This window comes from Cupriavidus cauae, from assembly GCF_026210475.1.
In the GTDB taxonomy this organism is placed as follows: Bacteria; Pseudomonadota; Gammaproteobacteria; order Burkholderiales; family Burkholderiaceae; genus Cupriavidus; species Cupriavidus cauae.
The window spans coordinates 968,297-994,353 of record NZ_CP080293.1 but is presented as its reverse complement, the minus strand read 5'-3'; the positions used below and the strand labels follow the sequence as shown (position 1 = coordinate 994,353).

The window sequence follows — 26,057 nt, the reverse complement described above, 5'->3', positions numbered from 1 at the left end:
GCGCGGTCCGGACAATGCCGCACACCTCAACCGACGGGAGTGCCCGATGCCATTCGTTCGTCGTACCCTGCGCGCCGCGGTGCTGGCCACAAGCCTGGCCTTCGGCGCCGCCGCCCTGCCCGCGCACGCGGCCAGCCTGACCATCGGCCTGTCCGGCGATATCACCTCGCTGGATCCGCACTATCACAACGTCACGCCCAACGCGAACGTCGCCGAGCACATGTTCGAGACGCTGATCGCCAAGGACGAGAAGATGCGCTTCAAGCCGGCGCTGGCGCTGAGCTGGCGCGCGGTCGACGAGACCACCTGGGAGGTCAAGCTGCGGCCCGGCGTGAAGTTCCACGACGGCAGCGAATTCACCGCGCAGGACGTCGTGTTCTCGCTGGCGCGGCCGGCCACCGTGAAGAACAGCCCCTCGCCGTACACGATCTACACCAAGGGCTTCAAGGACGTGGTGGCGGTCGACAAGCTGACCGTGCGCATCACCACCCACGGTCCCTATCCGCTGGTGCCCAACGATCTGTCGACCATCTACATGGTGTCGAAGCAGGCGGCGGGCAACGCCTCCAGCGACGACTTCAACAGCGGCAAGGCGATGGTCGGCACCGGGCCGTACAAGTTCGTCAGCTTCCGCAAGGGCGACCGCATCGAGCTGACGCGCAACGACGCCTACTGGGGCAACAAGCCGCAATGGGACACGGTGTCGCTGCGCATCCTGACCAACGACGCGCCGCGCGTGGCAGCGCTGCTGGCCGGCGACGTGCAGGTGATCGAGAACGTGCCGACCTCGGATATCCGCAAGCTGTCGGCCGATCCGGGCGTGTCCGTGTTCAAGGTGCCGACCTTCCGCATGATGTACCTGCACATGGACAGCGACCGCGAGGTGTCGCCCTTTGTCGCCGACAAGGCCGGCAAGCCGCTGCCCCGCAATCCGCTGAAGGACGCGCGCGTGCGCCAGGCGATCTCGAAGGCGATCTCGCGCCAGGCGATCGTCGACCGCGTGATGGAAGGCGCGGCCGAGCCGACCGGCCAGCTCGTCAACAGCTCGCTGTTCGGCCACGTGCCGGGCCTGAAGCCCGATGCCGCCGATCCGGCGGCGGCCAAGCGGCTGCTGGCCGAGGCCGGCTATCCCGACGGCTTCCAGCTGACGCTGCATACGCCGAACAACCGCTATGTCAATGACGAGCAGGTGGCACAGGCGATCGCTTCGATGCTGACCCGCATCGGCATCCAGACGCGCGTCGAGGCGATGCCGTCGGCGAGCTTCTTCACGCGCGCCAACAAGCTCGATTTCTCGTTCATGCTGGCCGGCTGGGGCGCCGACACCGGCGAGGCCGGCTCGTCGCTGAAGTCGCTGCTGGCGACCTACGATCCCGCCAAGGGCTGGGGCGCATCGAACCGGGGCCGCTACAGCAACCCGGCGCTGGACGCCAAGCTCAGCACCGCGCTGACGACGATCGACGACCGCGGGCGCGAGAAGCTGCTGCAGGAGGCCACCGAGATCGGCATCAAGGACTACGGCGTGATCCCGCTGTACTACCAGATCAATGTGTGGGCGGCGAAGAAGGGCCTGACCGTGATCCCGCGCCAGGACGAACGCACCTACGCGTTCAGCATTACTCGCTGACGGCCCGGGGCGAGGCCGGCGCCGGGGTCCGGCTCGGCGCCGGGGTCGGAACGGAAGGCATCACCGACTCCGGCACCAGCGAGTAGATCGCCGCGCGGCAGGGCACGCCCCGCAGCACCAGCCGGTTGCGCGCGACGCATTCGAGCAGCGCGCCGGTCTTCTCGGCGACGCGGCGGCTCGCCAGATTCTGCTCGGCGGCGACGATCTCGATGCGGGTCAGATGCAGGCGATGAAAACCGAAGCAGGCCATCATCCAGGCGGCGCGGGTGGCAAGCCCCTCGCCCTGCCGGCTCTTGCGCACCCAATAGCCCAGGTTGGCCATGCGGTTCTCGGTCGAGATCTGGTTCAGCGCGACGCCGCCGAACAGCACGCGGCCGTCCTCCGAATAGATGCCGATGTCGTAGGAGAGGCCGGCCGCGAGATTGTCCGCGCAGGTATCGATCCACAACTGCGCGTCGCGCACGCTGTAGCGCAGGTGGGCCCAAGGCATCCATGGCGCGAGGCTGGCCATCGACTCCTGCACGGCGGCGGCCAACTGCTCGGCATCGGCCTGTCGAAACGGGCGCAGCGAAAACCCGTCGCCACGCAGGATCGGCACGGTTCCCATCGCGCTCAATCCGAATTGCAAACCGTATCGCCGTCGACCGTCGCCGCGCCCGCCTTGACCAGGCCCGTCACGACCTGCTGCAGCACCTCGGGCAGCGGCGCGCCGTCCAGATAGCGCAGCCGCACGCGCTCGAGCAGCGGTGCCTGCGCCATCCACTGCAGCAGCGCGTCGCGCGTCATTTGACGCTGCTCCAGCAGCTTGAACTTGACCAGCACCTTCAGCGCGTGCGCGGCGTTGCGGCGCGGATCGGCACGCAGATAGTCGAGGCGGCCATTGGCGCGCTCCAGTGCCGCGCCGACATCGGTGAACGGACTGCCATGCCCGGGGATCACCAGCCGCACATCGAGCTCGGCGATCCGCCGCAGCACGGCTTCCTGTTCGGCGAAACCGCTGTCGCCGTCGAGCTCGGGAAAGATCACGCCGAAGCCATGCTGCCACAGCGCATCGCCGGAGATCAGGATGCGCTCTGCCGGCGCGAACAGCATCACCGCGTGCGGGTCGTGCCCGGGCGCTGCGATGACCTGCCAGTCGATGCCGCCCATCCGCATCGACTGGCCATCCTCCAACAGCGCATCGAAGGCGAAGCGATCGCACTGCTGGCCGGTGGCGCGGTAGGTCAGCGCATCGACGTCCCACTGCGCCACGGCACGCGCCTCGGCCGCGGGAATCCACGTGCGCGGCTGCCAACGCCGCTGCAGCAGCGCATTGCCGCCGCAGTGGTCCGAATGCAGATGGGTATTGATCAGCCGCTTCAGGGGCTTGCCGTCCAGCGCGGCCTCGACCAGGGCCAGGGTCTGCTCGGCGTGGCTGACATAGCCGCTGTCGACCAGCACGGTATCGTCCCCGTCGATCAGCAGCACGTTGTTGGCCGACAGCCAGCCGCGTTCGAACACGCGGATGCCGGCGGGCAGCCTCTGGCCTGCTGCGCCTTGCTCGCTTGCCGTGGATTGCGTCATGGCCGGCCTGCTTGCATCGTGTCGGACGCGTCGGACATATCGGACGGGCGGGACGTATCCGACGTGCCGGACATGTCGGACACGGTGGCCGCGTCCGCTGCCGCGGCGCGTTGCGGCAGCGCCTGCCAGATGGCGCGCTTGTCGTCTTCGCTGCGATTGGCCCAGCCCGCGATCTCGTCGATGGTACGGAAGCAGCCCTCGCAATAGCCGTGCTGGCCCATGCGGCAGACATCGCGGCACGGCGAGGCGACCGGCTTCGCATATTGGGCGGCAAGCGCGCGGCGGCGCAGGTCGGCGATCAATTTGGGGTCGGCTGACATGGGGACGAATGGCCTGGCTGATCGACGCAGTGTAGCGCCATTGGGCGGACGGCACAGCCTTACGGATTGGGCGCCCCGCGCTTCCCCGGATCAGCGGATCAGCGGAATCAGCGGAATCAGCGGAATCAGCGGAATCAGCGGAATCAGCGGAATCAGCAGATCAGCCGGAACAGCGGATAAGCGGATAAGCGGATAAGCGGATAAGCGGATCAGCGGATCAGCGGATCAGCCGGATCAGCGGATCAGCGGATCAGCCGAAGATTCCGAATCGGCGCCTGACCAGTACCGGACGTTGCTCGGGGGGCGCGGCGTCGACCATTGCAAGGTATTGGCGGCGCGCGTCCCTCCACGCCTGCCGGCTGCGCGCGTCGGCAGGCGAACGGGCGAACCAGTGCGACACCTGGTCGAGCAGGCCGGTTCGGGCTCGCTCACGGGCAGGCAGCGCCGCGACCGCCTGCCATAGTGCCTGGCGGCAGCTGTCGAAACCGCGCCAATCGACCGGCCGCGCGCCTTTGGGCCCCGACTCCATGTCGATCAGACTCGGCAGCAAGTCGCCGCGTTGCTGCGGCGACAACGCCGGCAGCAGCGCAATCGCATGCCGCACTGTGGTCAGATGAAAGTGCCGCTCGTACGATGGAGCGAACAGCGCGCGCGGCACGCACAGGTTGGCGATCATGCTCAGCGCGCTGGCAAAAGGCAACTTCTCGACTTGCCTCCATACGGCATCGACGAAGGCGGGGATCGAGTCCGCCGTCCACGCCGGCCGGGCGGACTTCGCCAGGCCGTCGTGCAATTGCAGCATGGTGTCGCCGATGCCGACCAGCGCCGAGACCGCCCTGGTGTCCAGGCCGGCCGCCGTACCCTCCAGTTGCGCCAATGCCTGGGTCAGGCCGACGACCCGCGGTTGCCAGACTTCGTCCAGACGGACGCCGTATTGATGGCACTGCGACACCACGGCACCGAGCAGCGACGCCTGCAGCGCCGCATTCGGCAACGGCGGTTCCATCGCGGCCAGCCCCACGTCGATCCACAGCTCGGGCACCACGCGATTGCGCGACAGCGCGACGATCCACTCCGCCTGCTCGAGCTTCGGCAGGCAGATCAGCGCACTGTCCAGCGCATCGCTGTATCGGCCGTAGTCCCGCGCCGTGCGGGCGCGGTACCACAACGTCAGAGGTCTCAACAGGCGATGGTGGACCGCCAGGTCCACCACCCGCTCGAACAGCTCCATCGTATGCGGTCCGGTGTACAGGTATGCCGGCAGGTTGGCCAGCATCGCCGCCTGCTGCTGCGGCGGCAACCGCTCGAGCCGGGGCAGCAGCATCGGCTCCCACTGCTGGGCATCGGCCAGGTACACCAGGCATCTCGCGATCTGGCCCACATCCACCTCCGTGTCGTCTTGCGTTTTCGACGGCGCCAGGGCGGCCCACATCGCGTTCCAGGCGGCGAGCCGCGCGGGCCGGGCCAGCAGCGCGAACAGCAGTGCGTCGATCGCGCGGCGGTCATGGGCTGGCAGGTTGGCCGCGTTCTCCAGCCATCTGCCTACCGCAAGGCGGGCCCTATCCTTGGCGCCCTGGTTCGGCAGCGCGGACAACGCCTGCAACAGCGCCTTGAGCAGAAGAGCGGCCGCCTGAGTCGGCCACGTGATCGCCGTTGCCACCAGGTGCTCCCATACCGCCACGCCAGTGCGGAACGACGTTTCGCCGCCTCGCGCCTCGGCCGGCCAGTCGTGTGTCAGCATGGCGGGCGACGAGATGCGAAACAGGGCCGCGAGCGCATGCGCGCCGGCGGCCGGATCGAGCTCGGCCAGGGGCAGGGCTTGCTGGGCCATCGGCACTGCCTTCGATGGTGGCAAACGGGACGGCTGCGCAACAAGGGCAACCAGCGCGACGAGCTCGTCGATGACACGGCGCCGCTCGGCCGCCGGTACCACCCGCGCGGCCAGCACCCAGCACGAGTCCGGCACCAGCAGCGCGCGCACGCGGTCGGCGATCGACAGCATCGGGCTCCTGCACAGCCGCAGGGCCGCGCCGACCCGATCGGCCAGTGGCAGACGCTCGAGCGCGCCGCAAAGCTGGTACGCCAGACGCTGTACCTCGCGTCTGTCGTCACGGTCGACACATGGCAACTGCGCCAGCCGGGAAGCCAGCACGCGCATCGCTACCGCACCGCCGTCGCCGTCGGGAAACGCCTGCTCGATCCCGCCCAGCACGGTCTGCAGGGCGGCGCGACGCTGGCTGGCCGGCAGCACCGAAATGCGGCCGGCCGCCCGCTTCAATGCCTTGTCGCGCGTCGATCGATCCGGCGGAGCGGCGAACGGTGCGTCCGCCGTTTTCGGCGACAGATGGGCGAGCGCGCGGCGCAGCGCAGCCAGCGTCGTCCATGATTCCGCGTGCAGCAAGGGCACGCAGTGCGCCATCGGTTCTGCGAAGCGAGAGCAGACCTGCCGCAGGGCATGGCAGTCCTGCAAGCCGAGTCTCGCGCTGATCGCGTGCAGCAAGGGCAGCGGCAGCGCCTCGAACCGTGACAGCGTGCTGGCGTCGCGCCGATCGCGCATCGCGGCACGCTCGCGCCGGCATCGCGCTTCCTGTTGCATCGCGCGCGCGGACAACGCGAACATCCAGGACTCCATCTCGCGACAGTCACTCTTGGTCAGCGACCACCGCGTCCCGCCCTCCAGCCGGAACAGCGACCGTATGACATCGAGCAATCGGTCAAGCAAGCTTCCGGGCAAGCGGCGCGGCCGGCCCGATGCATCGAGCCGGATCGCCACAAAGGTGTCATCGTCCAGACGCTCGATGCGGACCGGCTCACCGCCGCGGAAACGGAAGACGCCAACGGTCTGTGCGCCGCCCGACGGCGGACGTCCCAGGCGGGACAGCGCGGCAATGCTGTCCGCATGGGCCGGCTCGTAGAGATACTTGGGAGGATGCGGCATGGGGAAGCTCGTCAGTGCGCAAGGGGCACGCCATCAACCGGGTGCCGACGCGGCGATGGGACTCGGGTCGGCATCGGGATTCGGTGCATCGACGCCCGCGGGCGCCGCCTCTGGCGACAATGCCGCCTTGGCCAGGCCGCGCCACTGGGCGACGCAGGGCTGGTCCACGGCCGCGAGGCGATCGCACAGCGCCGCATAGTCCGCCAGGCAATCGAGCCACATCGATCGCAGGCTGTCGTCCTTGGGAGCACGCGTGATCCAGGGTCCCGCGGCGGCCAGCATGCGCAAACGATGGCCCGCCGGCACGGCGCTGCGCAACATGTTCCACTGCGCCAGGCGGGTGGCATCGAAACCGGCGCTGGCCGCTTCGATATGCGCGCTGGCCAGCTCGACCAGCAGCTCCCCACGCTGCGCGATCGGCACCTGGGCAGCGCTGCGCGAGGCCAGTTTTATCATATGAGCGAGGCTCGATCGGGACAGATAGTCGTAGAACATGGCGGCAGTGTTGCGCCGTGACCCCGCATTGCGATCGAGCAGGGCCTGGACGATCGCCATCCGCGTCGAGGCCCGCATCCGTTCGATCCAGTACCAGATTCGCCGCACGATCGCATCTGCCGCCGATACATCGTCCCCGCGTTTGCCCAGGCTTGCCGCCATGGCCGTGGTGTTGCCGAGCACGGCCATCGCGGTGGCGAATTCGTCCTGCCCCTGCACCGGCGCGCTGGCCTCCAGCTCGTCAGTCAACGTTCCGACGTGGCCGAGCCGCTCGCGCAGTGCGCCGCCGGCGCGAAGCTCCTGCTCGTAATGCCTGGCCATCAGCGTGGCCAGGCGGATGCGCGCGGGGGCCTCTTTCGCGCTTGTGCGGGGCTTCTCCAGCCGGCTCATCGCCAGCGTGGCGGCATTGGGCGAGCGGGCCTCGCCGCCCTGCATCACGTCATGCAGCGCGCCGACCAGCCTGGCCGGCTCCATTCGGCGGAGCAACGACTCGACCTGGCGCCGCTGCGCCCATGACAGCGAGCCGGCCAAGTACCACCACAACGCGGCTCCCGGGCTGTCGTGCTGCTTTGCCAGCCGCATGGATTCCTCCACCACGGCGGCCAGGCAACCGGGTTCGTCGCGCATGGCCTCCAACGGCAGCATCGTCAACAGCCGGGCCCGCAGCGCGGGCGCGAGGGGAGCGCCATGGCGATCGTCCAGGGGCGCTGGCCAGCCGGCCAGCGATGGCACGCACCACAGCATGTTGATCAGCTTGCCGGCAAGGCGAATGGCGTGCGCCTCATCGTCATGCCGGCCATTGCGCCAGTCGGACCATCTGGCGTGCCAATAGACGGCACGGTCCTCCAGCGGCAGACGGTGGATCAGCCCCGCGCCGAGGTCGACCCGCTGCGATGCCGACAGCGAAGCCGTCTCGATCCACGTGCGGAAGGCCGCGGTGCAGGCCACCGCCGCCGCCTCCGGCAATTCACGCAGGCTGCCACGCAGGCCGTGCACCACCGGTTCGAACATCGTCGCCGGCAGCGCACAGGCTTGCTGGAAGAGCGAGCGCCACCGCGCCTCGTCCTGCGCGGCATCGCCACTGGCGACCCATGCGGTGCCTATCGTTTCCAGCAGGATCGCCTTCGAGGCGGGGCAATCCGCGGCGTCGTCCTGCGCATCGACCAGCATGGCGTGCAGCACACCCGGGCTGGCGAGAGTGTGGCCTCGCTCGAACAGGGCACACAGCAGGTTCCGTCCCGCGCGCGCCCGATCCGACGCCGGCAGCCGCTCCACCACGGCAAACCAGTTTCCGCCAGTGCGGGTGAGCGCCGTAAACGCCAATCGCACATCCCGCGGCCTCGGACTGCCCAGCACCGCGCACAGCGCGGCGTATTGCAGCTCGTCCGGCAAGGCGAGGATCATGCCGAGGAGACGGTCGGCGATGGCATGACGGTCGGCATGGCAAACCGGATTGAGGGCCGTGGCGATCGCGGCAAGCACGCCGGCGCGCGCACCGGGATGGTCCAGACGCTCCGCGGCATCGAGCAACGCCGCGCAGGCGGCCGGCTGCTGCCCATTCAGCAGGACACGCACGCGCGCGGCAAGCGCGGCGAGAACGGAGGCCCGGTCGGCCATCGGCACCGGCCAGCAGGGGTCGTGTCGCCGATGCCAGCCGGCCATATCGTCGATGACGGCGAGCATGGCAGACAACGACGCGGCATTCGATGCCCCTTGCATGGCCCGCGCGACCAGCGTCTGGCTGACGATGGCGCGCTTCGCGTCCCTGCTGACCATGGCGAGCGCCAGCACGTCTTCCGGCTGCAGGAATCGGCATACCTGACGCCACAGGGCCGATGGAACGTGCGTTGGGACGTGCATTGTCACGGGCGGGCAGTGGGCACTGGGGGCCGGTTCGGCTCGCCCACCCGCCGCGGTACGATCCGTCGCGGCGGACCCCTGTGGCTGCCGGGACCACCACCCCCGCTCGATCCGTTGCCGCTGCTTGACGAGGCTGCGGGCGTCGCGCGCACCGATGGCCCAGCTACGGCCGCCCGCGAGGCCAAACAGACTGCGAAGCCAATCGATCAGCCGCTGCCAGGGCGATCGGGGCTCGGCGGCGTGCACGCGTTCGGCACGCACCGGCTTCCCTTTGAGCCAGACGATATTGACGGGGTATGCGCGGCGAAAGACGGGCTGCAGGCGTTCGACGTCTTCGAGGCGCGGCGGCGGCGGGCCGTGGTAGATGTAGTGGAACGATTCGGGCATGGCGTTCCGGCGAGGCCGGTGAGCATGACGTGGGGAGGCGAGCCTGACCCGGTATTGTTCCCACGTGGTGCCTCGCCGCTTGTCAAAAGCGCGGCAAACGCAAGCCTTTCAAGCAACGTAACGCCATGGCGCGCCGTGTCGCCGATGCCCCCGATGGCCCCCGAATATCCCTGAATACCCCGATGGCCTCACGATGGCCCCGACGGCCCGTTCAGGACCTCGGCGCCGGCGCCGAATCCTTACGCGCCGCCCGCGCGTTCCCGCTTGGCGGCGACCTTGTCGTTGAAGCGCGCCGCGTCGATCAGATGGCGCTCGTGCACGCCTTCGGAGATCTTGTCCTCGCCATCCCAGGCGGACAGCTCGAATCGCAGCTTGCGGCCCTCGATCGCCGTCAGCACGCCCTTGACCGTGACCGTCATGCCGGCCGGCGTCGGCGCCAGATGCGTGAAGCTGACCAGCGTGCCGAGCGATTGCTCGCGCGGCCAGTCCAGGTACTCGCGCAGCATCTGCAGGCAGGCGCATTCCATGATGCCGACCATGTAGCCGGTGGCCAGCACATCGGGCATCTCGGGACAACCCGGCACGTCGTCGTAGAGATTGGGCACGGTCGCCTTGCGTGGCACCGTATAGCGCCAGGTGAAGGCCAGGCCGGGCTTCAGATCGGGGCTCATGCCGCGCCCTCCTGGGCCACGTCGGCCACTTCCGCGCCGGTGATCGCCTGCAGCTGCTGCGGGGTCAGGTTGAACACCGCGTGCGGATGGCCGGCGGCCGCCCACAGGCTGTCATGGCGGAACAGGTCGCGATCGAGCAGCATCACCGGCGCGACCGCATGGCCGATCGGGCAGACGCCGCCGATGGCATAGCCGGTCTTCTCGCGAACGAAACGCGCATCGGCCTTGCCCAGCGCGCCGACGCGCGCGGCGACCTTGGCCTCGTCGACGCGATTGCTGCCGCTGGCGATCACGACCACCGGCGCATCGTCGTCGAGCCGCCGAAAGACGATCGACTTGGCGATCTCGGCGACGGAGCAGCCCAGGCCGGCGGCGGCCTCGGCCGAGGTCTTGCCGGTCGACGGCAGCATCACGATCGGCTTGTCATGGCCCAGTTCGGCGAGCAGGCGCGCCACGCGCTGGGCGGATTCGGGCAACGCGGCCTCGGTGGCGGTGCCTGCGGACAACGACAAGGGTTGGGCGAGGTTCTGCATCGGGCTTCGGTCTCCGCGCGTTCCTGTTTTTGGTTGGATAGGTCGGACAGGCTCAAGCTCAGGCCCAGGCCCGGGCTCAGACTCAAGCTCAGACTCAAGCTCAGGCCCAGGCCCAGGCCCAGGCCCAGGCCCAGGCTCAGAATCAAACGCAGGCCGCGGCGTTCCCCTCGGCCTTGTCGGCGGCCCATTTGGTCAACAGCGCGCGGCCCACCCGCGAGTTGTTGGCGCGGCCGATCGCCTGCGAGATGAAGTCGCCGGCGCGCACCACCTGCTCCAGGTCGATGCCGGTGTGCACGCCCATGCCGTGCAGCATGTACAGCACGTCCTCGGTCGCCACATTGCCGGTCGCGCCCTTCGCATAGGGGCAACCGCCCAGGCCCGCCACGGACGCGTGAAAGATCTGGATGCCGACGTCGAGGCTGGCGAGGATGTTCGACAGCGCCTGGCCATAGGTATCGTGGAAATGGCCGGACAGGCGGTCCAGCGCGAACTCGCCGGCGGCGGCGCGCATCACCTCCTGCACGCGGGCCGGCGTGCCGACGCCGATGGTATCGGCGATGTCGATCTCGTCGCAGCCCAGGTCGCGCATCCGGCATACCACGTCGACCACCGCCGCGACCGGCACCTCGCCCTGATAGGGACAGCCCAGCGAGCACGAAATGCTGCCGCGCAAGCGAATGCCCTTCTCCCTGGCCGCGGCCGCCACCGGCTCGAAACGCGCGATCGATTCGGCGATCGAGCAGTTGATGTTCTTCTGCGAGAAGGCCTCGCTGGCCGCGCCGAAGATCACCACTTCATCGGCGCCCGCCGCCACCGCGCCCTCGAAGCCCTTCATGTTCGGCGTCAGCACCGAATACAGCGTGCCGGGCCGGCGCTGGATGCGCGCCATCACGTCGGCGCCGTCGGCCATTTGCGGCACCCACTTGGGCGACACGAAGGAGGCCGCCTCGATATTGACGAAGCCCGCCTCGGTCAGCCGGTCGATCAGCGCGACCTTGGTGTCGGCCGGCACCATCGCCTTCTCGTTCTGCAGGCCGTCGCGCGGCCCGACCTCGACGATCTTCACGTAGTTGGGTTGGTTCATCGCTGCTCCTCGTCTGGTGGTGGCCGCCGCTCGCGGCGGCGGTCCGGTTTTTCGTGGCGCGGGTCAGTAGCCGCGCTGCAGATCGACCACGCCGGCGATGGGCCGGCCGTCCCGCAGCGCGCGGATCTTGTCGGCGATCTGCGCGATGCTGTCCTCGCGCAGCGTCAGCGCCGAGATATGCGGCGTGATGGTGATGCGCGGCTCGCCCCAGAACGGATGTTCGGGCGGCAGCGGCTCGGTGCGGAACACGTCCAGCGTCGCGCCGGCGATCTGGCCCTGCTGCACCGCTGCCAGCAGATCCTCTTCGACCAGGTGCGGGCCGCGCGCGACGTTGATCAGATAGGCGCCTTTGGCCAGCCGGTTCAGCAGCGCCGCGTCGATGATGTTCTCGGTTTCCGGCGTCAGCGGCAGCACGTTGACCAGCACGCGCAGCCCGTCGAGGAAGGTGGCCTGCCCTGCCTCGCCGGCATGGCACTGCACGCCCTCGACGGTCTTCGGCGAGCGGCTCCAGCCGCGCACCGGAAAGCCGAACGCAGCCAGCGTGCGGGCGATATGCGCGCCCAGCGTGCCGACGCCCATCACGCCGATGGTGAAATCGGCGCGGCGATGCGGCTTGAGGAATTTCCAGGTGCCCGCCTGCTGCTGCGCCGCGTAGTCGTCGAGCCGGCGGAAATAGCGCAGCACCGCGTGGGTCACGTACTCGGCCATCTGCGCGCCCATGCCGGCATCGTCGAGCCGCACGATCGGCACGCCGGCCGGCAGCGCGTCCGGGTCGGTGTCGCGCAGCCGCAGGATGCCGTCCACGCCGGCGCCCAGATTGAACACGGCCTTCAGGTCGCGGCGTCCCTTCAGCATCTCGAGCGGCGGGCGCCAGACCACCGCATAGTCGACCGGCTGTCCCTGGCTCTCTTCCCAGGTGACGCACTGCGCCTCGGGCAGGGCCTGCGCAAACCCCTCGATCCACGGCGCATAGCGGCCATCGGGCACGTACAACTGCAGCTTCATCGCTTCTCCACGTCTTTGGTCTTGTCCCGGCGTATTGTCTCAGACTCCGTCATTCTCCAGCCGGCGCCGGCAGAGCCGGGACGGGATCGCCTACCATTCCGGTTCCATCCAGTGCTCGATACGCTGGCGCGCCATGTGGTGTTCGACTGACAGGCCTCGCACCCGGGCGAGGAAGGCCGACTTCGCCTTTTCCCATGCCCGGGCCTCGGCGCGGTCCGCTGGCCGGCCGGCGAACCATAGCGCGAGGCGTTCCGCGGCCACCGCAAACTCCCTGTCCGGCAACGCGACGGTCTTGAGGTGGATCTGCATGCGCGCACTGCCAAAGTGGGCGCCGAGGTTGGACTGGCCATCGAGCATGTATTCGGCCTTCGCCAGCCCCACCAGCAGATTGGCGCGGCCCGGCATGTCGTCCGATATTGCCTGCGCGGCACGAAGCAGCGTCCTGCCGGCCCAGAATTGCGGCGTGCGGCGTATCTCGTTCGGCTGCAACGGCTCTTTCAGCACGATCAGCGCATCCAGCATGGCGCGACGGTCGGCGGGCGGCAGCGCATCCGCAAGCGCCCAGGTCGCCTCGAACAACGCGTCGATGCGACCGGCGCGTGCAATGTCGGGCTGCTCGTTCGCCACCAGAATGATGCTGTTGATCAGCTGCGCCAACCGCGGCAGAGCGGCGCCGCCGCGATCATGGCGGCACGTGGCCTGTACCAGCGGCAGCAACGCCTCTGCCAGCGCCAGCGCAGGCTCCACCTGCTGGCTGACGATCTGCGTATCGGCCCATGCGGCCACCGCCATCGCCACCCGCTCGCCGGCGTCTCCCGTCGCACCGTCGCCATCCCGGACGATACGCTCCACGAGCCGGGCCAGGTCCGGTTGCAGCGCAAGCAGATCCGACAGGCTCCACTGCGGCGCCGCATCCCGATGACCACGGTACTCGAGCCATTGCACCAGCGCCTCGCAATGGCGCGGCCATTCGAGATGCTTCCGGATGGCCGCGGCGGTCTCGGCCTTCGGCCGCCACTGGCATCGCAGCAGCGGGAAAACGGGCCCACCGCTCTCCATCAGCTTCATCGCGGCCTGGTGAAGCTCGGGCTTCAATGCCTTGACGTCGAGCTGGCCGAAGAAGAACCGCCTCATCTCGACGAACTGGACCAGGGCGAGCAGCATATCGGCGCGTTGATTCGGCGAGGCCTTGCGATCGTCCATGCAGAAGTTCACCACGCGCTGCCAGCCCTCCTGCGCCGGCACCCACGCGAGCTCACGCGCGGCCTGGGGGCCCAGGTGGCCAAGTTGCCCGGTTTCGATACGGTCCCACACCGCCGACCAGCGTTTGGCCAACCCTTCCGTCGATTTCATGTGCGCCAGCCGGGCAAGGAGCCTGACCTGCTGTTCGCAGGTCAGCTTCACGCTGGCTTGCCAGGCATCGAGCAACGCCACCGCCTTCGCCCATTCGACACTGTCGGCCTCGAGACGCTCGAGGCTTCTGGAGAGGGCATACGCGAGTTCGACGGCTTCCGTGGCGGGCAATGCCGGCAACTGCTGACGCAGCGCATGCCAGCGATCCAGCGCGGCCGCGAGCAGCTCGCGATCGTCGTTCCCGCCAGGCCTTGCGATCTTCTTCAGGCATGTGGCCAGCGCAAACAGTTGCCGCCCCGCCAGAGCGGGCCGGGCAAGCAGGTCGCCCCTGGCATCGGCAAGCAGCTCGTCCCAGCGGCTGACGGCCGGCTCGGCGGTGCCGGGCTGGTGCAGAAAGGCCTCGGTGATGGCGACGAGCCGCTCCCGCTGTTCCTGGGGCGTCTGCGAGCGGATCAGCGCGGCGTAGGCTGCCTTGTCGGGCAAGAGCACGGCGGCCGCCTTTTCGCGCTGCTCCTTGGGCAGCGACATCAGCAGCGCGGCGCGTACGCGCAGGCCGGTGCGGCCCTCCAGGCCCGCGGCCTGCCGGCACAGATAGTCCAATGCCGCGCCGTGCCGCCCCCCTTCCAGCATCGGGATGCGCTCGGCAAGCGCGACGACGAGCGCCTCCTTCTGTCCTGGCATCAGCCTGTCCGCTCGGGTGGGATCGGCCTGCTGCCCGGTGTCCAGACCGTAGTCCGCCGCAACCTTCTGCAGGCCCTCCAGCGTGCGCAGGCCGCGCGCGCGGGCCAGGGCACCCTGCAGAGCGAGCTCGCCGTGCATCGCGTACTGCATGCGCTTCGAGGTCAGTCCGATCGCGGCACGATCGCGGCTATTGAGGCAACCGAGCACGACTGTCCAGGCCGCCTCGGCGCAAGCAAGCGCCGGCAGGTCCGTTGGTGGCCGCGGCGATTGCGTCGATTGCGTCGATTGCGTCGATTGCGTCGATTGCGTCGATTGCGGCGGCGCGGACGTCGTGAAGGATCGCAGATGCCGTTGCCTGTCCTGCGCCCAGCGCTGTCCGATCACGTCGTTGCTGTCGCGCTTGTTCAGATACCACGACGCGCCGCCCTCGGCCTTGAACAGGGTCTTCAACCAGTACAGCAGCGCATGAAGGGGACCGGGTGACGTGGCATGCTTGACGAGCCGCTCGGCTCGCATGCCGCGGTCGTCCATCCTGATGGAGACGGCATAGCCGTCGAAGCGGAACACGCCGAAATCGTGTTCGGGGGATCGGGTGGCGGAGGTGGCGGCCGCGGTGGGGGCGGCCGCGTTGCATGGCGGCGGTGCGCAGGCGTCGAGGGTGTATCGGGGCATGGGAAACTCAGAATGTGCGATTGAGGATTTCCTCGTGCCGCGAAGCCATGCGGTCCGGTGCCGACCTGCCGATGGCGCCCGCCCCGGGGAACCCGGGAGAGCGCCGATGCCGTGGGCTCGATGTCAGGCGGGGCACCCGGGCACCGGCCTCGCGAAGACAAGGCATCGGGCCATTGTCAACGCGACGCCGCAGCCGGCTTGCGGGAAGGCATGCGAATCTTGCATTTCGCAACGCAAGTACCGCACGCCCTGCCCGCGAAGCTTCAACCCGCCTTGGCCTCGAAGCCGAGCAACTGCTCGCCTTCGCCGACCTGGTCGCCGACCCCATACAGCACTTCGCCGACGACGCCGTCGGCCGGCGCGCTGATGGTGTGCTCCATCTTCATCGCCTCCATCACCAGCAGCGGCGTGCCGCGCGTGACGGTGGCGCCCGCCTCGACCATCACGGCGATCACCTTGCCCGGCATCGGCGCGGTCAGCTTGCCGCCCTCGCCTTCGGCATCGCCCGCGTGCGCCAGCGGGTCCTTCCATTCCAGCGCGACGTGGCGTCCGCCGGCGAACACATGGAAGACATCGCCGTCGCGATGCACCTGACCGTGCGCGCGGCGCGTGCCGAGATCGACCTGGACGTCGTCGGCGACGCAATGCGTGCGGAACGGCGCGGCCTGGTCGGCATAGAACAGCGTGCTGCCCTGCGCATCGGCCTGCAGCGTGACTTCCAGCGTGTCCGCGCCATGCGCGAAGCGCAGCACCCGCTGCGCGCCCGCGTTCAGCCGCCACGGGCCGGCATGGGTCCATGGCGAATGTGGATCCGCGGCATCGATGCGGCGCTCGCGCGCCTCGGCATCGAGCAGCGCGGCCACCGCCAGCGCGATCAGCTCCATGCCGACCGGCGCCGGCGGCGCGAACAGCGTGGCCTCATGGCGCGCGATCAGGCCGGTGTCGAGGTCCGCCCTGGCGAACGGCTCCGAGGCCACCAGCCGCTGCAGGAAGGCGATATTGGTCGACAGGCCGACCACGTGATAGGCGGCGAGCGCCTGCCGCATGCGCGCCAGCGCCTCGTCGCGATCCTTGCCCCAGACGATCAGCTTGGCAATCATCGGGTCGTAATACGGGCTGATCGCATCCCCCTCGCGCACGCCCGAATCGATCCGCACGCCGGCGGGGCCGTGCACGTCTTCGCCCCGCATGAACTGCACCGCGGGCGGCGTGCGCAGGTAGCGCAGCGTGCCGGTCGACGGCAGGAACTGCTTGTCGGGATTCTCGGCGTAGACGCGCGCCTCGAGCGCATGGCCGTCGATGCGCAGCTGCTCCTGCGACAGCGGCAGCGGCTCGCCGGCGGCCACGCGCAGTTGCCATTCGACCAGGTCCTGGCCGGTGATCATCTCGGTCACCGGGTGCTCGACCTGCAGCCGGGTGTTCATCTCCATGAAGTAGAACGAGCCGTCCTGATTGGCGATGAATTCGACCGTTCCGGCACCGACGTAGCCCACCGCCTTGGCCGCCGCGACCGCCGCCTCGCCCATCGCGCGGCGGCGCTCCGCGGTCATGCCGGGCGCCGGCGCTTCCTCCAGCACCTTCTGATGGCGCCGCTGCACCGAGCAGTCGCGCTCGAACAGGTAGACGCAGTTGCCCTGCGTGTCGGCGAACACCTGGATCTCGATATGGCGCGGCCGCGTCAGGTATTTTTCGACCAGCACCTTGTCGTCGCCGAAGCTGGCGCTGGCCTCGCGCTTGACCGAGGCCAGCGCGGCGTCGAAGCCGGCGGCGTCCTCGACCACCCGCATGCCCTTGCCGCCGCCGCCCGCGCTCGCCTTGAGCAGCACCGGATAGCCGATGCGGTCCGCCTCGCGGCGCAGCAGCGCCGGGTCCTGGTCCTCGCCGTGATAGCCCGGCACCAGCGGCACCGCGGCGCGTTCCATCAACTGCTTGGCCGCGCTCTTGCTGCCCATCGCGCGGATCGCCGATGCCGGCGGCCCAATGAACACCAGCCCGGCCGCGGCGCAGGCCTCGGCGAAACCCTCGTTCTCCGACAGGAAGCCGTAGCCGGGGTGGATCGCCTGCGCGCCGGTCGCGCGCGCCATCTCGATGATGTGGTCGCCGCGCAGATAGCTGTCGCGCGCCGCGGCGCCGCCGATATGCACGGCCTCGTCGCAGTAGGCGACATGGCGCGCCTGCGCGTCCGCGTCGGAATAGACCGCGACGGTGCGGATGCCCAGGCGCCGGCAGGTAGCGGCGACACGGCAGGCGATTTCGCCGCGGTTGGCGATCAGGATCTTGGTGAACATGGCTCCTCCTTGTTGATGGGGAACGGCGACCGGCTGGCTGCTGGTGTCCGCGCCGCGCGCAACGCCCCGTCGTCCCCGCGCATGCGGGAACCCGGCGGCTTGCGCAAGTCGCCGGGGCCCCGCTTTCGCGGGAATGCGGGGTGGACCGCAGGCACGGACACCTTCGTCATCCGGCGTGTCCTTCCGCGCGGATGCCGAGCCGGCCCAGCAGCGCGCGATCGCGCTCGGCCTGCGGGTTGCCGGTGGTCAGCAGCTTGTCGCCGTAGAAAATCGAATTGGCGCCGGCCAGGAAGCACAGCGCCTGCAACGCTTCGTCCATGGCCTCGCGGCCGGCGGACAGGCGCACCATCGCGCGCGGCATCGTGATGCGCGCGACCGCGATGGTGCGGACGAACTCGAACGGGTCCAGCGGCGCGGTGCCGGCCAGCGGCGTGCCCTCGACCTGGACCAGATTGTTGATGGGCACCGACTCCGGATACGGGTCCATATTGGCCAGCTGCGCGATCAGGCCGGCGCGCGCCTCGCGCGTCTCGCCCATGCCGACGATGCCGCCGCAGCAGACGTTGATGCCGGCGTCGCGCACATGGCCGATGGTGTCCAGCCGGTCCTGGTAGGTCCGCGTGCTGATGATCTCGCCATAGAACTCCGGCGAGGTATCCAGATTGTGGTTGTAGTAATCGAGGCCGGCGTCCTTCAGGCGCTGCGCCTGCTCGGCGCGCAGCATGCCGAGCGTGACGCAGGTCTCCAGCCCCATGGCCTTGACCTCGCGCACCATGTCGATCACGGGTTCGAGATGGCGGTCCTTCGGGCTGCGCCAGGCGGCGCCCATGCAGAAGCGCGTGGCGCCGTTGGCCTTGGCGGTGCGCGCCGCCTCGAGCACGTCTTCGAGCGCCATCAGCTTGCCGGCCTTGACGCCGGCATCGTGGTGCGCGCTCTGCGGGCAATAGCCGCAATCCTCCTCGCAGCCCCCGGTCTTGATCGACAGCAGCGTCGACAGCTGCACGGTATTAGCGTCGAAGTGCTCGCGATGGACCTGCTGCGCGCGGAACAGCAGGTCGTTGAACGGCAGCGCGAACAGCGCGGCGACCGCGTCGACGGTCCAGCGGGCGTTGTTGCCGTTGGCATCGTCGGTGCCGGCCTGAGTGGCTTGAGTGGCTTGAGCGGCCTGCTGGCGCGCGCTGTGGCGCAGCGAATCGGCGGAAATGGTGGCGATGGTAGTCATGTCGGGTCGAATTCTGTGGTCAGGCGGCGCGCTCGATGGGCGCGTCGCCGGGATGTCGGGTGGGGTCGAGCAGCGCGGCCAGGTCGAGGCAGCGCGCGGCCTGATCGGCAGGCAGTTGCCAGGGCAGCGTGCCGAGGCAAGGCGTGCCGATCGCGTCGAAGGCACCGCGCAGCGTGGCGATGTTCTCGTCGGCCAGCAGCATGTCGGGGTCGATCCGGTTGGCGATCCAGCCGGCCAGGCGCAGCCCGCGCGCGCGTACCGCCTCGGCGGTCAGCAGCGCATGGCTCAGGCACCCCAGCCGGATGCCGACTGCCAGGATCACCGGCAGGCCGAGCCGGACCGCGAGATCGGCGGTGTCCCAGCCGTTCGGGCCGCCGGCCAGCGGCACGCGAAAGCCGCCGACGCCTTCGACCACCACCGCGTCGGCCTGCGCGCGCAGCGCCGCAAACGCCGACAGGATCGGCTCGGCTTCAATGCGAACGCCGTCGGCCTGGGCCGCCAGATGGGGCGAGCACGGCGTGCGCAGCAGCCAGGGGCAGGTCTGCGCGAGCGGCACGTCGACGCTGCTGGCCGCGCGCAGCAGCGCGACATCGTCGTTGTGCCACTGACCGTCGCGCCAGTCGCAGCCGCTGGCGACCGGCTTCATGCCGACCGCCGTGCGGCCCTGCGCGGCAAGCGCGTGCAGCAGCGCCGCGCTGGCGTGGGTCTTGCCGATCCCGGTATCGGTGCCCGTCACGAAGCAGGCGAATGGGGAGACTGGGCTCATGCGGCCTCCCTGCACGGCGGCGTGGCCCGTGCCGCCAGCGCACCCAGCGCCGCCAGCAGGGCCGCGACGTCCGCTTCGCGATGCGCGGCGGACAGCGTGATGCGCAGCCGCGCGGTGCCCTCGGGCACGGTCGGCGGACGGATCGCGCCGACGCGGATGCCGGCCTGCTCCAGTCCCGCCGACAGCGACAGCGCCGCGGCGTTGCCGCCGACAATCAGCGGCTGGATCGCGGTCGCGCTGTCGGCCAACTGCCAGCCAGCGCGGGCGGCCATCGGCGCCAGACCGGCCCGCAATTCGGCGATGCGCTGCCGCAGCGCCGCGCGCCGCTGCGCGCCCTCGTCGCCCTCGATCAGCGCGAGGCTGGTCAGCAGCGCATGGGCAGACGCCGGCGGCGCCGCCGTGGTGAAGATATACGTGCGCGCGGTATTGACCAGATGTTCGACGATCAGCCGATGCGCGGCGACGAAGGCGCCCGCCACGCCGGCCGCCTTGCCGAGCGTGCCGATATAGACCAGCCGCTGCGACGACAGGCCCAGTTGCTCGAGCACGCCGTGCCCGCGTTCGCCCAGCACGCCGAAGCCGTGCGCATCGTCCACGATCAGCCAGGCATCGTGCCGCTCGGCCAGCGCCAGCAGGTCGGCCAGCGGCGCGACATCGCCGTCCATGCTGAAGACACCGTCGGTAACGACCAGCTTCAGCGGCGATTCGCTGGCGGCGAGCAGCGCGTCGAGCGCGGCGACATCGCCATGCGGGTAGCGCTGCACGCTCGCGCGCGCCAGCCGCGCGCCGTCGATCAGCGACGCGTGGTTCAGCGCCTCGCAGAACAGCGTGGCGTCGGCACCGCCAAGCGCGGTCAGCACCGCCAGATTGGCCATGTAGCCGGTGCAGAAGTACAGGGCGGCCGCGTCGGGAATCGCGTCGGCGTACCAGCGCGCCAGTTCGGTCTCGAGGCGGTGATGCGCGAGTCCGTGGCCCGTGACCAGATGCGAGGCGCCGCTGCCGGCGCCCCAGCGCCGCGCGCCCTCGGCGAAGGCGTCGACGATGGCCGGATGGTTGGCGAGCCCGAGGTAATCGTTGCTGCTGAAGCCCAGCAGGGAACGGGGCTCGGCCTCGCTGCCGTCGGGCAGCAGCGCACCGACGGTCTGCCGGGGCGCGCAAGGCGTATGCGCGATACGGCGGGTCCGGGTCAGTGCCTGGCGTTCGCGCTCGGCCGCGGCCTGGGTCAGTCGATCAAGCAGCATGGCGCGCCTCCCTGGCCGAACCGGCCGGTGCGACCACGCTGTCGAGCGCGGCCAGCAGACGCTCGCCGAGCCAGCTGGCCAGCGGCGCATCGAAGACGTAGGGCGGCATCACGTACAGCGTGTTGCCGATCGGCCGGATCAGCACGCCCCGCTCCAGCGCAGCCCGATGGAAGTCGGCGGCGAACGTTTTGGTGGCGAACGGCTCGCGCAGATCGGCGGCCCAGATCAGTCCGCGCTGGCGCACGTGGCATAGCCGCGCATCGGCGGCCAGGCCGGCCAGCCCCTGTGCCAGCCACTGCGCGCGCTGCCGGTTCATCGCCAGCACGTCGTGCTGCGCGAACAGGTCCAGCGTCGCCAGCGCCGCGCGGCAGGCCAGCGGATTGCCGGTGTACGAATGCGAATGCAGGAAGCTGCGCGACAGCTCGTCGGCGACGAAGGCCTGCTGGATCGCGCTGCGCGTCAGCACCAGCGACAGCGGCAGATAGCCGCCGCTGATGCCCTTGGACAGGCACAGGAAATCGGGCCACTGCTGGGCGCCGAGCGGGGCCTCGCCACGCGACTGTTCCCACGCGAAGAAGGTGCCGGTGCGCCCGCAACCGACCGCGATCTCGTCGGCGATCAGATGGACCCGGTAGCGGTCGCACAGCGCTCGCACGCCGTCCAGATAGGCCGGATCGTGCATCGCCATGCCGGCCGCGCACTGCACCAGCGGCTCGACGATCAGCGCCGCGATGCTGGCGGCGCGCTGCTGCAGCAGCGCTTCGAGTTCGTCGAGCGCGCGCTGCGCGACCTCGCGCGGCGACTCGCCGGACGCCGCCTGGCGCGCGTCCGGCGACATCGCCACGTGGGCGCGCATCAGCAGCGGATCGTAGGCATCGCGGAATACCGCGACATCGGTGACCGCCAGCGCGCCGACGGTCTCGCCGTGATAGCCGTGGCGCAGGCAGACGAACTCGCGCTTGCCCGGCAGCCCGCTGTTGCGCCAGTAGTGGAAGCTCATCTTCAGCGCGATCTCGACCGCCGAGGCGCCGTCCGACGCGTAGAACGCATGGCCGAGCGCGCCGCCGGTCAGCGCCGACAGCCGTTCCGCCAGCTCGACCGCCGGACCGTGGGTGCAGCCGGCCAGCATCACGTGCTCGAGCGTGTCGAGCTGGTCCTTCAGCGCGGCGTTGATGGCGGGATTCGCATGGCCGAACAGATTGACCCACCACGAGCTGGTGGCGTCGAACAGGCGCCGGCCTTCGTCGTCGTAGAGCCAGGGCCCTTCGCCGCGGACCACGGCCAGCGGCGGCGGATTGCCGCCGGGACGCAGGCGCGTGCAGGGGTGCCATACCGCGCGCTGGCTGCGCGCGGCGAGCCCGTTGCCGTCCTGCCGCGCGGGCGCGGCGGGCGGGTCAGTGGGGGCGGTTTGCAAGGACTGGGTGTGCAAGGGAGTCCTCCATGGTTGGCCGGCCGCGCGCGTGCCGTTCCGGGCGGGCCCGGGCGGCGCGTGGAACGCGGCTGGATTGGGAGAACGCATGGTAGGAAGGTCCTTGCGGGCTTGGCAAACGGCGCCGGATTTGCGCGTTATGGGCGTGTTGGCGTCAGATTCCCGGTAGTTGGGCGACGAAGCCGCGATCGCCCACCACTGCGCGCGCATCTGCGCACATCGTCGCCGGCGGCGGCGCGGACATCGTCGGCATCGCGCACATCCTCGGCATCGCGGACATCGTCGATCTCATCGGGATCATCGCTTCAGGCCGGCCGCCACGACGGGCTGCGCTTTTCGAGGAAGGAGCGCACGCCCTCGCGGCCCTCGTCGGAGGCGCGGATCGCCGCGATGCGCTCGGCGGTATCGGCCAGCAGGTCGTCGTCGATGGCGCGGCCGGCGATGTCCTGCACCAGCCGCTTGCTTTCGCGCACTGCGTTCGGGCTGTTGGCGACCAGCGCGGCGGTCAGCTCGGCAACCTTGGCGTCGAGCCCGTCGGCCAGCACCACCGCATGCACGAAGCCCAGCCGCAGCGCCTCGGCCGCATCGAAGCGTTCGGCGGTGATGAAGTAGCGGCGCGCCGCCTGCTCGCCCATCGCGCGGATCACGTACGGGCTGATCGTCGCCGGCAGCAGTCCCAGGCGCGCTTCGGACAGGCAGAAATGCGCGTGGTCGGCCGCCACCGCGATATCGCAGGCCGCCACCAGGCCGACGCCACCGGCATAGGTATCGCCGTGGATGCGCGCGATCACCGGCTTCGGACACGCCCAGATCGTATGCAGCATCTGCGCGAGCTGCAGCGCGTCGGCCCGGTTCTCGTCGTGCGAGTAGCCGGCCATCTTCTTCATCCAGTTCAGGTCGGCGCCGGCGCAGAACGCGGGCCCCTGCCCGGCCAGCACGATCGCGCGCACCTCCGGCGTATCGCCCAGCGCGCGGAAGGCGCCGCTCAGCTCGGCGATCACGGTCTCGTTGAAGGCGTTGCGCACATCGGGGCGGTTCAGCGTCACCGTGGCGACATGGCGCTCGACGGTCACGGTCAGGGTGGTGAATTCCATCGTGGTCTCCTGGCAGTTCTGGTGTGGATTGCGTTTTCGGCTATCTGCGGGCGTCGTTCGGTCGACCGTCGATCGGCCGCCCTTCGATCGGCCGCCCTTCGATCGGTCGCCCTTCGATCGGTCGGACGCCGTTCGGCCGGACGTCATTCGGTCGGACCGCGCTCGCGGCCGCCGGCCGGTTCAATGGCCGCGGCTCGAAGCCGGCATCGCGCAGCGCCTTCTCGGCCAGCGGCTTCCAGCGCGTCAGGCCCCGCGCGAACAGCTGGTGGCCGTCCTGCCCGAAGGCCGGCAGCGCGTGGTACTTGCCGACGCCGCCGGCGCCGCGGAAGGCCTCGAACCATTGCGCCGGATACGGTCCCATGTAGCGGTCGTTGGTCGTGTAGATCCAGTGCGTCGGCACGCGCGCGCTGCGGCCGTATTCGGCGAACAGCGCCGCCTGCTGGTCGGGCGCGCAGGGCTCGCCCGGATGCAGGCGCGGATCGCCGCCGCCGCCGCCGGCGAAGTTCAGCACCAGCCGGACACCCGGCGGGTTCTTCGCCGCCAGCGCGATCACCGCCGCGCCGCCGAACGACTGGCCGACCAGCACGACCCGCGACACGTCGATCTCCGGCCGCGAGCGCGCCATCTCGATCACCTGCAGCACCTGCTGCGCGGCCACCTCGAAGCCGGGGCGATAGTTCTTGCGCGTGCAGCTGCCGGTGTTCTCGATATCGTCGCCACCGCTGGCGCCATAGCCGATCCGCGTCGGCACCAGCACCTGGAAGCCGAGCGAGGCGAAATACGCGGCCTGCTCGGCCAGCCGCACGCGGCCCAGCCGGGCGCGCGCATAGGGATCGGGCGCGCGACCGTGGTTCAGCACCAGCAGCGGATAGCGCTGGTGGCCGGGCTCGCGGAACGCGGTGACGACGATGCGCTGCGAGACCTGTCGCCCGTGCGCATCGGTAACCGTCACCGGCACCGACCAGGTCTCCTCGAGCGGCGCGGCGCCGGCCGGCAGCGCGGCCCATGCCAGCAGGCACAGCGCCAGCCGGGCGAACGGCACGCTGCGGCGAACATCGCGGGGAACATCGCGGGCGGCATCGCGGGCATCATGGGCACCTGGCGCGCGGCAACGACGCAGCATCGCTTACATCCGGAAGACGCCGAACTTCATCTCGTCGATCGGGGCGTTGAGGCTCGCCGACAGGCCCAGGCCGAGCACCGTGCGGGTCTGCGCGGGGTCGATCACGCCGTCGTCCCACAGCCGCGCGCTGGCGTAATACGGATGGCCCTGGTGTTCGTACTGCTCGCGGATCGGCCGCTTGAAGGCCTCCTCCTCCTCGGCGCTCCAGCTGCCGCCGCGGCCCTCGATGCCGTCGCGCCGCACCGTGGCCAGCACGCTGGCCGCCTGCTCGCCGCCCATCACCGAGATCCGCGCGTTCGGCCACATCCACAGGAAGCGCGGCGAATAGGCGCGCCCGCACATGCCGTAATTGCCGGCGCCGAACGAGCCGCCGATGATCACCGTGAACTTCGGCACCTGCGCGGTCGCCACCGCGGTCACCATCTTGGCGCCGTTGCGGGCGATGCCCTCGTTCTCGTACTTGCGTCCCACCATGAAGCCGGTGATGTTCTGCAGGAACACCAGCGGAATCTTGCGCTGGCAGCACAGCTCGATGAAGTGCGCGCCCTTGAGCGCCGACTCCGAGAACAGGATGCCGTTGTTGGCGACGATGCCGACCGGGTAGCCCCAGATCCGCGCGAAGCCGCACACCAGCGTGGTGCCGTAGCGCGCCTTGAATTCGTCGAAGTCCGAGTCGTCGACGATGCGGGCGATCACCTCGCGCACGTCGTAGGGCTTGCGCGTATCGGTCGGGATCACGCCGTACAGTTCCTCGACCGGATAGCGCGGCTCGACCGGCGCGTGCAGCCGGATCTGGTCCGGCTTGCGGCGGTTCAGGTGCTGCACGATATTGCGCGCCAGGCCCAGCGCATGCGCGTCGTTCTGCGCGAAGTAGTCGGCCACGCCCGACAGCCGCGTATGCACGTCGGCGCCGCCCAGGTCCTCGGCGCTGACCTCCTCGCCGGTGGCCGCCTTGACCAGCGGCGGGCCGCCCAGAAAGATCGTGCCCTGGTTCTTGACGATGATCGACTCGTCGCTCATCGCCGGCACATAGGCGCCGCCGGCGGTGCACGAGCCCATCACCACGGCAATCTGCGGAATGCCCATCTTCGACAGGTTGGCCTGGTTGTAGAAGATGCGGCCGAAGTGATCGCGGTCGGGGAACACATCGTCCTGGTTCGGCAGGTTGGCGCCGCCCGAATCGACCAGGTAGATGCAGGGCAGATGGTTCTGCTCGGCGATCTCCTGCGCGCGCAGATGCTTCTTGACGGTCATCGGGTAGTAGGTGCCGCCCTTGACCGTGGCGTCGTTGCACACGATCACGCATTCCTGCCCGGCCACGCGGCCGATGCCGGTGATGATGCCGGCGCCGGGCGCGGCATTGTCGTACATGTCGTAGGCCGCCAGCTGCGACAGCTCCAGGAACGGCGTGCCCGGGTCGAGCAGCTGCTGCACGCGCTCGCGCGGCAGCATCTTGCCGCGCGACAGATGCTTGTTGCGCGCGTCTTCGCCACCGCCCTGCGCCACCTGGGCGATCTTCGCCTTCAGGTCGGCGACCAGGGCCTGCATCGCCTCGGCATTGGCCTTGAAGGCCTCGGAACGGGCATTGAGTTTGGATTCGAGCGTGGGCATCGGGTCTGTCTCTTCCTGATCTTGTGATGCGTTGCGATGAATGCGATGCGATGAATGCGTTCGCGGTGCGGAAATTCAGCGTACGGCGGCGGCC

Annotated in this window: 19 protein-coding genes; 1 reads left to right on the top strand and 18 read right to left on the bottom strand. The window is 69.7% G+C overall.

Annotated elements, in window-relative coordinates; genetic code table 11:
* The first annotated feature begins 46 nt into the window (after positions 1 to 46).
* Positions 47 to 1,627 (top strand): ABC transporter substrate-binding protein, encoded by a 1,581-nt coding sequence (locus KZ686_RS04475; protein WP_265633092.1) that lies wholly within the window; start codon positions 47 to 49, stop codon positions 1,625 to 1,627.
* On the opposite strand, the gene KZ686_RS04470 is transcribed toward KZ686_RS04475, so the two are convergent.
* The 18 genes from KZ686_RS04470 to KZ686_RS04385 form a co-directional block, all read right to left on the bottom strand.
* A complete protein-coding gene (locus KZ686_RS04470) occupies positions 1,617 to 2,234 on the bottom strand; it encodes a GNAT family N-acetyltransferase (RefSeq protein WP_149317599.1) in 618 nt (205 codons plus the stop codon). The genes KZ686_RS04475 and KZ686_RS04470 overlap by 11 nt on opposite strands.
* A 5-nt stretch (positions 2,235 to 2,239) precedes the next feature.
* Positions 2,240 to 3,190, bottom strand: a complete 951-nt coding sequence (locus KZ686_RS04465) for an MBL fold metallo-hydrolase (RefSeq protein WP_265633091.1) — start codon at positions 3,188 to 3,190, stop codon at positions 2,240 to 2,242.
* A complete protein-coding gene (locus KZ686_RS25465; protein ID WP_322784902.1) occupies positions 3,187 to 3,492 on the bottom strand; it encodes a DUF1289 domain-containing protein in 306 nt (101 codons plus the stop codon). Before KZ686_RS25465 ends, KZ686_RS04465 begins: the two co-directional genes overlap by 4 nt.
* A gap of 268 nt (positions 3,493 to 3,760) precedes the next feature.
* Positions 3,761 to 6,448: a hypothetical protein gene (locus KZ686_RS04455; RefSeq protein ID WP_265633090.1), complete on the bottom strand. Its 2,688-nt coding sequence runs from the start codon at positions 6,446 to 6,448 to the stop codon at positions 3,761 to 3,763.
* A 33-nt stretch (positions 6,449 to 6,481) separates the two neighbouring features.
* The gene (locus tag KZ686_RS04450) at positions 6,482 to 9,190 is read right to left on the bottom strand and encodes an F-box protein (RefSeq protein ID WP_265633089.1); all 2,709 of its coding nucleotides are present in this window, start codon (positions 9,188 to 9,190) and stop codon (positions 6,482 to 6,484) included.
* Positions 9,191 to 9,429: 239 nt separating this feature from the next.
* The gene (locus KZ686_RS04445) at positions 9,430 to 9,861 is read right to left on the bottom strand and encodes a thioesterase family protein (RefSeq protein ID WP_226107996.1); all 432 of its coding nucleotides are present in this window, start codon (positions 9,859 to 9,861) and stop codon (positions 9,430 to 9,432) included.
* Positions 9,858 to 10,394 (bottom strand): YbaK/EbsC family protein, encoded by a 537-nt coding sequence (locus tag KZ686_RS04440; protein ID WP_150082733.1) that lies wholly within the window; start codon positions 10,392 to 10,394, stop codon positions 9,858 to 9,860. The genes KZ686_RS04445 and KZ686_RS04440 overlap by 4 nt, the downstream gene beginning before the upstream one ends.
* A 142-nt stretch (positions 10,395 to 10,536) precedes the next feature.
* Positions 10,537 to 11,478 (bottom strand): hydroxymethylglutaryl-CoA lyase, encoded by a 942-nt coding sequence (locus tag KZ686_RS04435; RefSeq protein ID WP_265633088.1) that lies wholly within the window; start codon positions 11,476 to 11,478, stop codon positions 10,537 to 10,539.
* A 63-nt stretch (positions 11,479 to 11,541) separates the two neighbouring features.
* A complete protein-coding gene (locus KZ686_RS04430; protein WP_265633087.1) occupies positions 11,542 to 12,483 on the bottom strand; it encodes a 2-hydroxyacid dehydrogenase in 942 nt (313 codons plus the stop codon).
* A 90-nt stretch (positions 12,484 to 12,573) separates the two neighbouring features.
* Complete coding sequence (locus tag KZ686_RS04425) at positions 12,574 to 15,189, bottom strand: hypothetical protein (RefSeq protein ID WP_265633086.1); 2,616 nt, start codon at positions 15,187 to 15,189, stop codon at positions 12,574 to 12,576.
* Positions 15,190 to 15,452: 263 nt separating this feature from the next.
* The gene (locus KZ686_RS04420) at positions 15,453 to 17,477 is read right to left on the bottom strand and encodes an acetyl/propionyl/methylcrotonyl-CoA carboxylase subunit alpha (protein WP_226107989.1); all 2,025 of its coding nucleotides are present in this window, start codon (positions 17,475 to 17,477) and stop codon (positions 15,453 to 15,455) included.
* 166 nt (positions 17,478 to 17,643) lie between these two features.
* Entirely contained in the window at positions 17,644 to 18,699 is a 1,056-nt protein-coding gene (gene bioB, locus KZ686_RS04415) for a biotin synthase BioB (RefSeq protein WP_265633085.1), read from the bottom strand.
* A gap of 19 nt (positions 18,700 to 18,718) precedes the next feature.
* On the bottom strand, positions 18,719 to 19,465 hold the full coding sequence (bioD, locus tag KZ686_RS04410; protein WP_265633084.1) for a dethiobiotin synthase: 747 nt from the start codon (positions 19,463 to 19,465) through the stop codon (positions 18,719 to 18,721).
* Complete coding sequence (bioF, locus tag KZ686_RS04405) at positions 19,462 to 20,706, bottom strand: 8-amino-7-oxononanoate synthase (RefSeq protein ID WP_265633083.1); 1,245 nt, start codon at positions 20,704 to 20,706, stop codon at positions 19,462 to 19,464. Before bioF ends, bioD begins: the two co-directional genes overlap by 4 nt.
* Positions 20,696 to 22,120 (bottom strand): adenosylmethionine--8-amino-7-oxononanoate transaminase, encoded by a 1,425-nt coding sequence (gene bioA / locus KZ686_RS04400; protein ID WP_407648508.1) that lies wholly within the window; start codon positions 22,118 to 22,120, stop codon positions 20,696 to 20,698. Before bioA ends, bioF begins: the two co-directional genes overlap by 11 nt.
* Positions 22,121 to 22,440: 320 nt before the next feature.
* Complete coding sequence (locus tag KZ686_RS04395; protein ID WP_265633081.1) at positions 22,441 to 23,229, bottom strand: enoyl-CoA hydratase/isomerase family protein; 789 nt, start codon at positions 23,227 to 23,229, stop codon at positions 22,441 to 22,443.
* A 40-nt stretch (positions 23,230 to 23,269) separates the two neighbouring features.
* Positions 23,270 to 24,352 carry an alpha/beta hydrolase gene (locus tag KZ686_RS04390; protein WP_265633080.1) on the bottom strand — a complete coding sequence of 361 codons (1,083 nt, stop codon included), beginning with the start codon at positions 24,350 to 24,352 and terminating at the stop codon, positions 23,270 to 23,272.
* Positions 24,353 to 24,355: 3 nt separating this feature from the next.
* A complete protein-coding gene (locus KZ686_RS04385; RefSeq protein ID WP_150082725.1) occupies positions 24,356 to 25,963 on the bottom strand; it encodes a carboxyl transferase domain-containing protein in 1,608 nt (535 codons plus the stop codon).
* Between the last annotated feature and the right edge of the window lie 94 nt (positions 25,964 to 26,057).